8 protein-coding genes are annotated in these 14656 nt (G+C 46.4%); 2 read left to right on the forward strand and 6 right to left on the reverse strand.

What is annotated here, in order from left to right:
* Positions 1-424 precede the first annotated feature (424 nt).
* Positions 425-2989 (forward strand): alpha-glucan family phosphorylase, encoded by a 2565-nt coding sequence (glgP, locus tag JKY90_00825; GenBank protein MBL4850816.1) that lies wholly within the window; start codon positions 425-427, stop codon positions 2987-2989.
* Between the two features lie 89 nt (positions 2990-3078).
* On the opposite strand, the gene malQ is transcribed toward glgP, so the two are convergent.
* The 3 genes from malQ to glgC are packed head-to-tail and all read right to left on the reverse strand — an operon-like array spanning position 3079 to position 7524.
* On the reverse strand, positions 3079-4593 hold the full coding sequence (gene malQ / locus JKY90_00830; protein MBL4850817.1) for a 4-alpha-glucanotransferase: 1515 nt from the start codon (positions 4591-4593) through the stop codon (positions 3079-3081).
* The gene (locus JKY90_00835; GenBank protein ID MBL4850818.1) at positions 4541-6220 is read right to left on the reverse strand and encodes a glycoside hydrolase; all 1680 of its coding nucleotides are present in this window, start codon (positions 6218-6220) and stop codon (positions 4541-4543) included. Before JKY90_00835 ends, malQ begins: the two co-directional genes overlap by 53 nt.
* 56 nt (positions 6221-6276) lie before the next feature.
* Positions 6277-7524 carry a glucose-1-phosphate adenylyltransferase gene (gene glgC / locus JKY90_00840; protein ID MBL4850819.1) on the reverse strand — a complete coding sequence of 416 codons (1248 nt, stop codon included), beginning with the start codon at positions 7522-7524 and terminating at the stop codon, positions 6277-6279.
* Between the two features lie 216 nt (positions 7525-7740).
* On the opposite strand from glgC, the gene glgB reads away from it, so the two are divergent.
* Positions 7741-9906: a 1,4-alpha-glucan branching protein GlgB gene (gene glgB, locus JKY90_00845; GenBank protein ID MBL4850820.1), complete on the forward strand. Its 2166-nt coding sequence runs from the start codon at positions 7741-7743 to the stop codon at positions 9904-9906.
* Positions 9907-10134: 228 nt separating this feature from the next.
* Here the strand turns inward: glgB and JKY90_00850 are convergent, their stop codons facing one another.
* From JKY90_00850 to JKY90_00860, 3 genes are all read right to left on the reverse strand, one after another.
* Positions 10135-10914, reverse strand: a complete 780-nt coding sequence (locus tag JKY90_00850) for a hypothetical protein (GenBank protein MBL4850821.1) — start codon at positions 10912-10914, stop codon at positions 10135-10137.
* A 47-nt stretch (positions 10915-10961) separates the two neighbouring features.
* Positions 10962-13913, reverse strand: a complete 2952-nt coding sequence (locus JKY90_00855; protein ID MBL4850822.1) for a hypothetical protein — start codon at positions 13911-13913, stop codon at positions 10962-10964.
* 103 nt (positions 13914-14016) lie between these two features.
* On the reverse strand, positions 14017-14656 hold a 640-nt coding region (locus JKY90_00860), incomplete at its 5' end, for an aspartate-semialdehyde dehydrogenase (protein MBL4850823.1).

A 14656-nucleotide genomic window follows, 5' to 3' on the forward strand; every position in this document is an offset into this window, starting at 1 on the left:
CAGATGCAAGGCGCGTTCTCGTAGGGATAGTGGTGCTATCTCAAGAGAACGCAACGCCGCAGATGCCTTTCTCGTTACGCCCGAAGGGAGGCCAGTAAACAGACAATGACTGCGTTGCACCCCAAGGGCACTTCCTGCGGGGCGCAGTCCTTGAAAAGGGAACCACCCTTTCCGGCGGGCCGCGCCTGATCCTTGTCTGTTTACTGGCTTTCTCTCTCTGCATTCAGTATGAGACACTGCACTAGCTTGACTGGCCAATTTCCTCCAGACAAGCATTTTCTTATAACATTTCTAAATAGCTGCCGATAATACCTTGTCGGAGCATTGGCTTCGCTCTAAGAGCAGCATAACTGATTGAAATGTGTGCCAATGGCGAGCGTATACTACCCGCTTTTAATAATAACAACGCAAAGAGATAACAAGCATGACTGAATTAACGCGCTTTTCCTTAGAAGTCCAACCTATCATCCCGCAAAATATCGCGCGACTGGAAGAGCTAGCAAATGACCTTCTCTATAGCTGGGACCGTGGGGTAAGACGCCTGTTTTTCAGGCTCGACAATAACCTTTGGCGACAATGCGGCCATAACCCTAAAACTTTTTTACGCCGAGTAGCACAACAACGATTAGATGAAGCGAGCCAAGATCGTGTCTTTATTGAAGACTACCATCGTGTCTTGTCTGTGTTTGATTCGTACTTTAAGGCGCCACGTAACGAGCCGGATATTAAAGCCAACATTACACCCAATAAAGATCTGGTCGCCTATTTTTGCGCCGAATTTGGCTTTCATGAGAGCCTGCCTATCTACTCTGGTGGCCTTGGCATTCTCGCTGGCGATCATTGTAAAGCAGCAAGTGACCTGGGTATGCCCTTTGTCGCTGTCGGCTTGCTTTATCGTCAAGGCTACTTTAGCCAAACTATCGACAACCATGGTAATCAGATCGCGCACAATGTGCGGACAAACTTTGAAGACCTGCCAGTAACGCCTGCTCTTATATCAAATAGCAGTAAAGAACTGAGTATTACCGTTGACATTGCTGGCCGTGATGTCGAAGTAAAGGTTTGGCAAGTACGTGCAGGCTTAATTACTCTCTACCTGCTCGATACTGATCTATCGCAAAATAGCATTGATGATCGCCAAATCACCTGTCGACTTTATGGCGGTGATATCAGTACACGTATTCAGCAAGAAATTGTTTTAGGTATTGGCGGTGTCAAAGCCATACGTGCGCTTGGTCTAGCACCAACGGTATGGCACATCAATGAAGGACACGCCGCATTTCAAATTATTGAACGCTGCCGAGAATATGTTGAACAGGGCTGCAACTTCAATACAGCACTCGAACTCGTCGCTGCCGCTACCGTTTTTACCACCCATACCCCCGTCCCTGCTGGCCATGATGTTTTTAGCGAAGACTTGATTAATTCTCATCTTGGTCAATATATTGAATCGCTAAAGGTCGACAAAGCAGAGTTTATAAACCTGGGCTCTAGCCCAAGCAGCCAAGGCGGCTTCAACCAAACTGCTCTGGCACTACGCGGCTCGCGTTTTCACAACGGTGTCAGTCGTATTCATGGTGGTGTTGCATCGGAAATGCAAGGCTATGTCTGGCCACAGATCCCGCCTACTGAAAACCCCATTAGTTATGTCACCAACGGTGTTCACATCTATACCTTTCTCGCTAGCGAATGGATCAACCTGTTTGATATGCGTTTTGGCGGAGATTGGCGCAATCAAGTGACTGACCCTGAGTTCTGGAATGTTATCGACGAGATACCCGATCACAGTTACTGGAATGTACGACGCTTACTGAAAGCCGAACTGTTTGACGCAGTCGGAAGACGCTATGAAAAACAGAGCAGACGCAATGGAGAAAGCGAATCAACCATTCAGCGCGTTATGTCAATACTGGAAGATAAACATGGTGATATTCTCACCTTTGGCTTTGCCCGTCGCTTTGCTACGTATAAACGCGCAAACCTGTTATTAAAAGACCCTGATCGGTTGGCGCGGATTGTCAACGATTCCGAGCGTCCTATTCTGTTCTTATTTGCGGGTAAAGCCCATCCCAATGATTTACCTGGCCAGGCACTGATACGCCAAATACACCAGATGTCAAAAGAGCCACGCTTCCAGGGCAAATTATTGCTAATAGAGAATTATGATTTAGCCTTAGGTCGACGCCTGGTCACCGGAGTGGATGTCTGGCTAAACACACCGGAATACCCGATGGAGGCCAGCGGCACCTCGGGCGAAAAAGCCGGCCTTAATGGCGTTATCAACTGTAGCGTACCCGATGGCTGGTGGGGTGAAGGCTACAACGGCACCAATGGTTGGTCTATCACGCCTCATGGCGCTGAATTCGATCACGAATATCGTGACACCATGGAAGCTAACGAGCTATTGGATTTGATTGAACACGAAATCGTACCTCTCTACTATCGTCGAGGTGGCCATGGTTACTCTAACGCCTGGATCAAAAAATCCAAAGAATCGATGAAAACAACGCTGCCTCGGTTCAATGCGCAGCGTATGGTGTTAGATTATGCTACCCAGTTTTATGGCCCTGCCATAAAACATTCAAATAAATTGCTGGGTGATAAATATAAATCGGCCAAACAACTTGCCGAGTGGAAAAAAATGGTCAGTACTAGCTGGAATAAAGTCAGTATTCGCCGTCTTGACACCCCGACAACGCGCATTAACGCCGGAGACACCTTAACTATTCGAGTCGCAGCTAACCTTAATGGCCTGAAAGACAATGATGTTATCGTCGAGTGTGTGATTGGCACTGAAAATGAGCAAAAAATATTTCAGACACACTCTCATCATACCTTACACCCCGACAGCACAATAGCAGACGAAACCATCTTTTCAATTGAACTAACGCCTGACCTACCAGGATTGCAATTTTATAAGCTGCGCATATACCCATACCATCCATTATTTGCTCACCAATTCGAGATCGGCTACATGCGTTGGGTGTAACTATTTGTTGTGATTAGAACTGCATCAATATTAACTTGATGCAGTTCTCGTCGCCTCTTATTTTACTACCCTCTTATTTTACTACCCTCTTATTTTACTACTAAGAGGCGACCGCTATGACATGTTGCATGCAGCAATTTAGCACATAGTGTCTGCGTCAATAGTGACCATTCAAAGCCCCACTGCCAATTACCTTCTGTTGTCCCTGGTGTGTTCATGCGATGCGAGCTATCGAGCATTAAAATATCTTGTAATGGAATGATTGCCATCGCAGCGCGTGATTCTAATACTGCTCGAATCATCGGCCACGGCAAATCTTTACACTCGATATCAATATGCTCGGCAAGTCTGTGTCTACCATGCTCATCAAGTGATTGAATCCAGCCAAGGCTGGTATCATTATCATGAGTGCCGGTATAAGCGACTGATAAATTCTCGTAATTATCAGGCAAATGCGGATTATCATCTTGTCCATCAAAAGCAAATTGCAACACAGCCATTCCAGGTAAACCAAACTGCTTTCTTAATGCGATCACTTCATCTGTAATCAGACCTAAGTCTTCAGCAACAAAGGGGGCATCAGGGAAGTGTTCGCATAGTACGGTGAATAATGCTTGTCCGGGGGCTTTTTCCCAAAAACCATCAATAGCCGTATCGCATTCAGTCGGTATTTTCCAATAGGCTTCAAAACCGCGAAAATGATCAATGCGTATCAAATCGAATCGCTTTAAATCATGCTGACAACGTTTAAGCCACCAATCAAAACCCTGCTCTTGCATGACTGCCCAGTTATAATGAGGGTTACCCCAACGTTGTCCGGTTGCGGAAAAATAATCCGGCGGCACACCAGCGACAAAACGCGGACAACCCGATTCATCGACATCAAAATACTGCCGCTGCGCCCAGACTTCAGCACTATCAAGGGCAACAAATATAGGCATGTCACCAAACAGTTGGATGTTCTTCTGGTTCGCGTAAACTTTTAGCTTTTTCCATTGTTGGGAAAATATATACTGCTGAAAAAAAACAGCATCAAGTTTCTTTTGCTGCGAAGATTCAAGCTCGTTCAAGTAAAATTCATCGTGATCACGTAGCGACTCTGGCCAATCAAGCCAGCTTGTTCCTGCCTGCATATCGCGAATAACACAAAATAAAGCGAAATCACGTAACCAGTACTTTTCCTGATCGATAAATGCCCGAAATGCCACTTCATCGGCACCAGACAAAGAAGCATAAAACACGTTAAAAGCCGTATCAAGTTGAGATTGATGCGACAAATCACCATCAATTTGTGATAACCAACCTTGATCTTTTAAGGCATGGAGATCGATAAAACGGCTATTACCGGCATAGGCAGAAAGTGGTTGGTAAGGGGAACCATCACTATGCGTTGCCCCCACAGGCAACATTTGCCATAACTGCTGACCACAGCTTGCAAGAAAATCAACAAAACGATAAGCATGCTGCCCCAAACAACCGATATTGGCAAACTCAGGCAAGGACGTAGGGTGCAGAAGAACTCCCGCATGGCGTTGTTGACCTGAACTACTGTCACTCACCTTCGCCAGCGCCGCCACGTCGCATGGCGCCACCGCCTTCAGCATCACCACCGCCACTGCTAATCACTGTCTCTAATTCGGCGGGTGGTGTTACATCGATCAATTGATAAAGTCGTTTTAGATGCAGACGGTAAAGCACATCGAAATCACTGACGCTATCACCAGGGTTATAGTCACCAAACCACCAACACCAATCTGACCCTTCACAAATGGCTAATTGCCGCTCAACCCGATAACGCTGCTCTGAGTCGGGCTCAGTTGTTTGCATATATTCATCGACCGCCAACTTGGCATCGCACAACAAATCCCATGCGGAATTTTTTGCCTTACCCCCTATCCAGGTTGAAAATGAACCATATACCCAACTGCCTGCCACCATTTTGTCTAACTCGGTAATAGCCGGCTTATTATCGAGATACTCAGAAAATGTTGTGAGCTCGATATCGGGATGTTCAATCAGTTTTTTATACAGTGTGCTTAAAAAATAATAACCATTTTCAGGGTAATGCTCCCAGGCATTTTCACCGTCAAGAATAACAGGCACCAGCACTGATTCACCGTGGCGATGCTGTTGTGCGGCAATATTCTCAATACGATGAATAAAATCGCCTACTGCATCATCCGCATGCCAATCTGAATAGGTAAAACCGATACGGTCAGATAAATCATCATCACGAAAAAATATAGCAGTATTTGTGACACCATCAACATGACAAGGCTGGGAAAATACACTCGGCCTATCACTATCAGGATGACCCGATGCCTTAAGGCTATTGCGCAGAACGCCTTCACCACTGGCACACCAGGTAACGTCATATTCTGATAATAAACGAACCGTCGCAGTGCTAATACCACCCTCTGCCGGCCAACAGCCTTTTGGCTTAATGCCAAAGAATTTTTTGAAAGATTTAAAGCCTTCTTCTATATGCCAGCGCGCACGCGCCTCACCACCAGAATAAGTTTCTGCTTGCGGTAGCTCAACGTCATGAATCGCCTCTTTGGCGCTGTTGATATCCAATAATAATGGGGTGATTGGATGCGCATAAGGCGTCATCGATAACTCAATTTGACCCGTTTTTGACAGTTTTTTATAACGGCCAATAACATGCCAAATCAGGTCGTGGATAATAGTGATTAATTCACGTCGATCCTCAGCATTAAAATCACGGCCTTTTTTCACTAAGCGATCAATTTTTTCATTGCCACGCCGGACTGTCGCACCTAACCAAACAATGTGATACCAGACCAATAAATCAATAAGGAACTGATCATTAAGATACATAAATTGATGTGGCGCAGCTTCCAGCTGATGTACCAATTTAGCCAGATCATGATAATCTTTAAAGGGCTCGATCATTCGCATTTCATTGGCGCGCAGGCATGTTTTTGCCAGTTCTAAACGTGCTGCGCTAGCTTCAGGAAATCGCCCTTCAGCGAGAGCAGCTAACAAGCTGTCTCTTATTGGTTTACCGTCATTGATGAAATCAAAAACCTGGTGGGCATAGTCGTCGATCTGCTCCAACAAGGTCGGTACAAAATTAATAACTGCCTTCGCTTGAGGATTCTCTTCAATTAAGGCCACCATATCAACATAGTCTTTTATGGTGTGTAAATAGGTCCAGGGCAGATGGTAATGACCATCATCAGGGTCGCGATAATCAGGCTGATGCATATGCCAATAGAGCACAACGCTGATCTTATTCTGCCCCCCTTCCATAGCGGTGCCTCTTAAGTCAACATATCAGGGGTGACGAGAGTAACGCCACCTGGTGATACATAATATGTTTCCGCATCGGCTTTCGTATCATACCCAATATTAGTGCCTGGCGGAATGACACAATCAGAATCAATAACAACTTTGCGTAGACGGCAACTCTCGCCTATCTCAACATCAGGTAGCACAACACAATCTGCAAGTGAGCTATAGGAAAGCACCGTAACATCAGAAAATAATAATGAATGTTTTATTGAGGCACCAGAAACAATGCACCCGCCAGATACCATGGAATCAACCGCCATGCCGCGCCTGTCATCATCATCAAAAATAAATTTTGCTGGTGGCGACTGTGATTGATAAGTCCAAATCGGCCATTCATCATCATAGAGATTGAGATCGGGTGTAATACCAATCAGCTCGAGATTAGCCTGCCAAAACGAATCTACCGTACCCACATCGCGCCAGTAAGCCTGGCCTCCCACTCCATCGCGAAACGGATAGCTCATCACGCGATAGCGTTCAATCACGTCAGGAATAATGTCTTTACCAAAATCATGGCTCGAATCAGCAGCATAAGCATCACGATAAAGCTGCTCATATAAAAAATCGGCATTAAAAATATAAATTCCCATCGATACCAACGATTTATCTGTCTGCCCAGGGACACAGTCTGGCTGTGACGGCTTTTCGATAAAGCGCCGAATACGTTGATCATCATCAACGCCCAGCACGCCAAATGCTTTAGCTTCTTCAATAGGAACTTCGATGCAGCCTATCGTCAAATCGGCCTCTTGCGCAACGTGGTAGGCAATCATCGGCCCATAATCCATTTTATAAACATGATCGCCAGCTAAGACGAGCACATAACTTGGCTTATGACCTTTGATAATATCCAAGTTCTGATAAACGGCATCAGCAGTGCCTGAGTACCAAGAGGTTGCAATACGCTGCTGCGCTGGCAACAATTCAATAAACTCATTGAGCTCGGCACGTAAAAAGCTCCACCCTTGCTGAATATGACGAATCAGCGAATGCGCCTTGTACTGCGTCATAATCTCAACCCGACGGATACCCGAGTTAATACAATTTGAAAGGGGGAAATCGATAATCTTAAACTTGCCGCCAAAGGGCACGGCCGGTTTTGCACGCCAACTGGTCAGTTGTTTTAAGCGTGAACCACGCCCACCAGCGAGAATAAGTGCAAGTGTCTCACGAGTAAGGCGACTAACGAAACGGCCGGAATCTGAATGTTCTGACATCATTTATTCAGAACCAGTATTTGCCTAATAAACATCGCAACCTTACTGCCATAAATTAACGTTCTACTGTTTTAGTGTAATACATCCACTCAACAAAAAGAAGTAATCTTGCATCAATCGCAACAAAATATCTGCCTATTTATTTGTGCTAACATTATTACAATACGTCATAATTCATTATTGTTCTGCTGCAGAGAATTAAGCTGAATCTTGCCCATGTTTACATTGATAGAAGAAATTAAATCTTTAGTCGAGGCGCGTCACCATGACCCCTTTACTGTACTGGGCAAACATGTAAGCGGTTCGGCAACGATCATTCGTGCATTCAAACCCAATACTAAGGCGGTCTATGTCGAATCACGCAAATATGCAATGACTCGCATCGGCAATAGTGACATATTTGAATGGCATGGTAATGATGATCAATTGCCTGCACATTATCGTCTTATTTCTGTTGCCTCAGATGGCGTCGAAACAACGAGCTACGACCCTTATAGCTTTGCAACACAATTGCCCGATTACGATATCCACCTTTTTGGCGAAGGCAAACACTGGCATATCTATCGCTTGCTGGGCGCTCACATAAAAACCATTGATGGCATTGAAGGTGTCCTGTTCGCCACCTGGGCGCCCAGCGCCGAGCGTGTCAGCGTCATCGGCGATTTTAACCAATGGGATGGTCGCACTCATCCGATGCGTGTGCGTGGGGCAAGCGGTTTATGGGAATTATTTGTCCCTGGACTGGGCGCAGCAGAATTTTACCGCTATGAGATTCGTAATCGCGACAGTGGCGAGCTACAAGTTAAAACCGACCCCTATGCCCAGCAAATAGAAATGCGCCCAGCAACAGCCTCTATTGTTTTCAAAGAAGATCAATTCGACTGGCAAGATAATGACTGGCTTGAGCAACGCCAACATGCTGATTGGCTACATCAACCCATGTCGATCTACGAAGTCCATCTAGGTTCGTGGCAACGCGACGACAACCATCACTTTCTGAATTATCGAGAACTTGCCCATCGCTTAGTTAAACATGCGCTTGCTTGTAATTTTACCCACATCGAATTATTGCCTATTACCGAACACCCGCTTGACGCCTCTTGGGGCTATCAACCGAGCGGTTATTTTGCCGCAACCAGTCGTTTTGGCAGCCCCGACGACCTGCGCTATTTTATCGACTATTGTCATCGCAATAATATCGGCGTCTTGCTTGACTGGGTACCGGGACATTTCCCCAAAAACAGTGAAGGCCTGGCACACTTTGATGGCAGCGCACTGTATGAGCATGCCGACCCGCGCCGTGGTGAACACCGCGACTGGGGCACGCTGATTTTTAATTATGGTCGCAATGAGGTGAGAAACTTTTTGTTGGCCAGCGCAGTCTTTTGGCTAGAAGAATTTCATTTTGACGGGCTACGCGTTGATGCCGTTGCATCGATGCTCTACCTCGATTACTCACGCGAGGACGGTGACTGGGTGCCAAACAAATATGGCGGCAACCATAATCTTGAAGCCATCGATTTTATTCGTCAACTCAATGAAATAACTCACTCGCTGCACCCTGGCACATTGGTGATGGCAGAAGAATCGACTTCATGGTCAAAAGTGTCTCGCCCGACCAGCGATGGCGGCCTTGGCTTTAGTATGAAGTGGAACATGGGCTGGATGAATGACACCCTGGAATATATGCAGCAAAACCCGGTGCATCGCAGCTATCATCATCAGTCGCTGACCTTCAGCCAACTTTATGCCTATAGCGAAAATTTTATCCTGCCCTTGTCGCATGATGAAGTGGTTCATGGCAAGCGATCTCTACTGTATAAAATGCCAGGCGATGAATGGCAGCAATTCGCCAATCTACGTTTACTCTACACCTATATGTACACCCACCCCGGTAAAAAGTTGCTCTTTATGGGCTGTGAGTTTGGTCAAGGCCAAGAGTGGGGTGAAGCTGGTGCGCTTGATTGGTATGTGCTCGACTATCCTCAACATGCCGGTTTGACAAAAACAATTACCGATCTTAATGCACTCTATCGAGATAACCGGGCACTGCATTATTACGATTTTGATGGCTGTGGTTTTGAGTGGCTAAGCTGTGATGACGACAAGAATTCTGTCTTATCTTATGTGCGGCGCGCAGATAATGAGTTTGTTATTGTAATACTTAATTTTACACCGATATCGCGAGAAAATTATCGCATTGGCGTTCCCGATAGCGGGACTTATGTTGAAATATTCAATTCTGATTCAACACATTATAGTGGTAACAATGTCGGCAACCATAAGGTTCAGAGTGAACACATGGCCTATAATGGCAGACAACACTCAATTCAGCTGCGCTTACCACCGCTGGCAGGTATTATCCTGCGGCGACAAGGTTAGAGCCTACCAGTAACAGACCCTAGCCCGCATTCCTCACCAGGGGTCGAAATGATCGTGAAGAGATATTATTTTACAGTGTATTTTCTGAGGCAGTGGAGTACAGGCTGTATTTCCGAGCGAAGATTGTCGCTGTAAAATCACCTCGGTACCCCCTCGTGGAGCCTGCCCCGTGCAGGACACGGGGGTAAAGATCAAGCGAGGGCTCGTCATCCTGGTGAGAAATGCGGGCTAGACACCCAACGACACGATATACAAGCCTACAAGAGCCAATGGATATAACCATTGCCACAAGCTGATTGGCTCAGCTTTATTCAGTTCAACGTCAATCAACTCAGCCTGCTGCGCATTCTCGTATACCTTAACAAATATGCCAGACGTTACTTTCGCTAAACCAGCAATGCGCGCTCTGAGGGAATGCGATAGCATTCCTAATGAAGTGTTAGCACCACGCGTACTCGGTGTGCTGGGCGATGACTCCATATGTTCTTGGGGGGTGGACTCTTGGCCTGAGGGTGCAAGCTGCTCTCTTGTCGTCGAAATTATTGACTGGGTTGCAGTCAGCGCCTCCAGGGTTAGCGTCACGCGCACAGAAAATCGCTCAGGTGATAAACCCAGGTGGCGTGTCCAGGAAATTAGACTATAGATTGCAGAAAATAATTGCTCTTTGCATGTCGACTGTAACAAAGCACTGACGGTCGCAATAATCAGCACAAGGCAAGCAACTCTTATTAACCCTTGCTCAACACCATCGACACTGGGGATCCAAAGCGTATTGGCCAATTCAGGGCTAAAAGCCCTGCCTGGCGTAAACCAAAAATAAATAATCAGAATTGAAAGAAAGAACCAACGCATACGCCGAACAAGAGACCAGCATTGCTTTAATGATAGCGACGCAAGAATATATACCGCCGCCAATATACATAAGGTTATCAACAAAAATACACTATGTGCGCTTGCTATAAAACCCGCTATCAGTAAGAGACAAACAACGCGAATTAGCGGGTGCATAATAATTTGTTCGGGGGGCTTAGCCCACACTAGGAACCAAGAAAAGATTAAAGCTGATCAATAAGCGCCTGAGCTTCTTTTTGCTGATCATCCGCTCCTTCGGCGACAACCTCAGCAAGAATACTGCGTGCACCATCTGCATCACCCATATCGATATACGCTTTGGCAAGATCAAGCTTGGTTGAAACAACATCAACACCAGAAAATAGTGATGCATCATAAACTTCGTCATCAGGATTATAAGTGTTTAATGGCTCGCCTACGCCATCACCCATATTTGTTGAGCCGAACTTTTCATTAAAATTGGTACCATCAGGATTTGCTGCCGCATCATCCATGGCGCGCTCAAGCAAGGGGCGGGTATCAGTTTGATCATCGGATTCTACGACAGGCTCTATACTAGGCGTTACCTGTTCCTCTTCTACGTACCCCTCCGCTTTCGCGGGGACAGACTCTTGGGCTGCAAGAGGGCGCAAAGCCGAGTCTTGGGATTCTTCTGCGCCAGCTTCTCCATCGACGTCTACAACGATCACTTTATCAGATACTTCGCTCGTTAATCCGGCGTGTCCTCGGGGTGCAACGACCTCATCGGAAGTATCATCACCGACATCAAGCTCAAGACCAAATTCATCTTCTAGCTCTTTTGATACCTTGTCATAAAGTGCTTGCTCATTCTCAATGTATCCTTGGGGCAAGACGTTATCACCATCATCCTTATCCTTATCCTTATCCAGAGCATCACCATCGGCAGTCAACACGTCCATCTCGAAGTCAATATCAGCATAGTCATCGTCTATACCAACATCGCTGCTATCAATATCACTGGCGTCGATATCATTCAGCTCATCAAAGCCTTCTACCTTATCAAATTCAGCAGCAGTGGCACTATCTCCACTAAACAGGTGATGCTCAGGTGCCAACTCTAAACCCATTGCATTGACTTGTGACCATACGGCCTCATCCTCACTGAGCAGCACATGGCACTCATCAACACTGCTAATAAACGCTGGGATATTCTTTGCGCCATGATAGACCTCAAGCAACTTCGCCTTAAGGTCAACACGACTCGGCTCATTATCAATAGCATACTTGAGTAGTGTTTCGGCCTTGTCATAACGCTGATAGGAGATATAAACATCGGCTTCGTCAAGCACATCGGCTGTCTCACCGTCTACAACACCGATACCAAATGTATCTTCCTCGATTGATTCGATAACGTCGTCAACATTATTCATTTGCGGTGCAGCAAATTCTTCAAACTGTTCTTTTGCAGCAATCCGACGACGGCGTACGATAAGACCAAGAATAACTAATACGGCAATAATGCCACTGATAATACGGAAAATAAGCGGGTTATCTCTATAGCGCTGAAGAATATCATCAGGTTGCAATACTTCTTTAATTGAATCCAGTGAAATATTAGAGAAGAAACCAGTCGCTTTCTCTTTTATTGAGATAGCAATATTGCTAGCATTCTTAAGTGCCGTATCAATCATGTTCGAGGCACTAGTATTATCGGCTTCAGTACTCTCCTGGGGGCTAGCGGACTCTGATACCGCAGCTTCATCTTTAATCATTTCTGCTTCAGAAACCGCCTCTTCTGTCACTGCGTCAGTCTCATTCACAGTGGCAACATTAGGCTCTATTACTTCACCAATAATTTCTGCCTCTGCTTCAGGCTCCCCTGCCTCCGACTCAGGTTGTAATGTTTCAATAACGCCTGTGCCAATGGGTTCAACAGTGGGCTCAGCGGCGCCATCACTGATTACAGCATCAGTCGGCTCAGCAAGCTTTTGCTGAAGCTGCGTTAGGGTATCGTCTTTTAATTGCAGCGCTCGCTGCATGGCCATAATCTGTTCTTCAAGCTCGGTCATACGCTCACGCAATTGAGCATTTTGCTCATGCGAAGCTTCAACAGCGAAAGTTGTTAGTTCAAGCTCTTCACGAAGTTCACTAATATCGTCACTGACACCACCCACCTGAGCAACACCACCTTGCGTTGTACTGTCTTCAAGAGCATCATCCGCTAGCAGTCGCAGGCCACCTTCAAGTGCCGCTTGCACTTCACCTTCAGGTGCAACACCATCTTCTGAGCCAGCCGCACTATCGCCAGTAGTCACAGCAACCGCTTCCTGTTTGGCAACTTGGCCACGCGCGGCACGACGTGCTTGCTTGGCAACTAGCCAATCCTGGTATTGACGACTGGTTTCAGCGACTGCTTGTTGATGACTTAATTCGGCAATAACCGACTGATCTTCGATGCGTAATGTTTTACCACGCTTAAGGTTGTTGATATTGTTATTGCCAAAGGCATCCGGGTTTTCTTTTAGTAATGCCATCATCATTTGCTGAACCGATACGTCGTCGCTTGGACGCATTGAGTCAGCGATATTCCACAGCGTGTCGTTAGCGCTAACAGGGCCAAAAACCAAATCACTGGTACTGACGACACTTGCCGTCGTCGTTGGCTCAATAAGGCCACCGCCGCCCAATGAGGGCTCTTGCTGCCGACGAGGTGCCGTAACACGAGACGCTGATGCAGAAGCGGTACTTAGGGTGCGATTTACTGTGGGTGCTTGTATTGGCGCAGCGCGTTCCGTAGTAATCGTCGGCGGATCAAGTAGTACGGTATATTCACGTAATAAACGTCCGGCAGGCCAGTTTGCCTCGAGTACAAAATCAACAAAAGGTTCACGAACAGGCCGACTTGACGTTATCTTTATGTAGGGTTTGACACCATCAAGACTAATAATTTCAAACTTGAGATCGTTGAGAAACGGCAACCGCACGGCGCCAATTCGGTCAAAGTCGGCGTTTGAGGCAAGCCCAACACGCAAACCTTCAAGCTCGGCCTCATTCCTGGCAACAAGCTTAATTGTCGCATCAAAGGGTTGGTTCAAGCCTGAGTTTAACTCAATACTACCCAAACCCAGAGCCGATGTTTGTGCGCTATAAAACACAAACCATGTAATCAATATTACTATCAGTTTTCTGGACATGCGCGCCTCTATTTCCACCTTAGCTAATTCATATTATCGCGACAAGCGCGACACGGTACAGCATCAATGGTAAAACTACTGAGCCCTAACTCCCTAAAAGAAATCAGTTCAGATAGTCTTTTACCAAAATTTCAGCTATTTGAACACTGTTGAGTGCGGCACCCTTGCGCAGGTTGTCAGCAACCAGCCAAAGATTCAGTCCACGTTCGTGAGAGATATCATCACGAATACGGCCAACGTAGACGGCGTCACTACCCGCCCCTTCTACCGCTGCTGTTGGATAACCACCATCACAACGTTCATCTATTACCACCACACCCGGCGCCGCCTCAAGCAGCTTGCGCGCCTGCTCTGCGCTCAATTTAGTACGTGTTTCAATGTGCACCGCTTCAGAGTGACCATTGACCACAGGCACCCTAACAGTGGTGGGGTTAATACGGATAGCGTCATCTTCGAGGATTTTCTTAGTTTCCCAGACCATTTTCATTTCTTCCCTGGTATAGCCGTTATCCTGGAAAACATCGATATGGGGTAGCACATTAAAAGCGATCTGCCGTGGATAGACCTCAGCCCGGGTATCTTTACCCGCAATAACCGCTGAACTTTGCCCCATCAACTCATCGATTGCGGCCTTTCCCGTACCGGAAACAGCCTGATAGGTACAGACATTAATACGATCAATGCCCGCCGCAACATAAATCGGCTTTAAGGCTACCATCATCTGAATAGTGGAACAATTGGGG

It is taken from the genome of Gammaproteobacteria bacterium (genome assembly GCA_016765075.1).
Lineage (GTDB): Bacteria > Pseudomonadota > Gammaproteobacteria.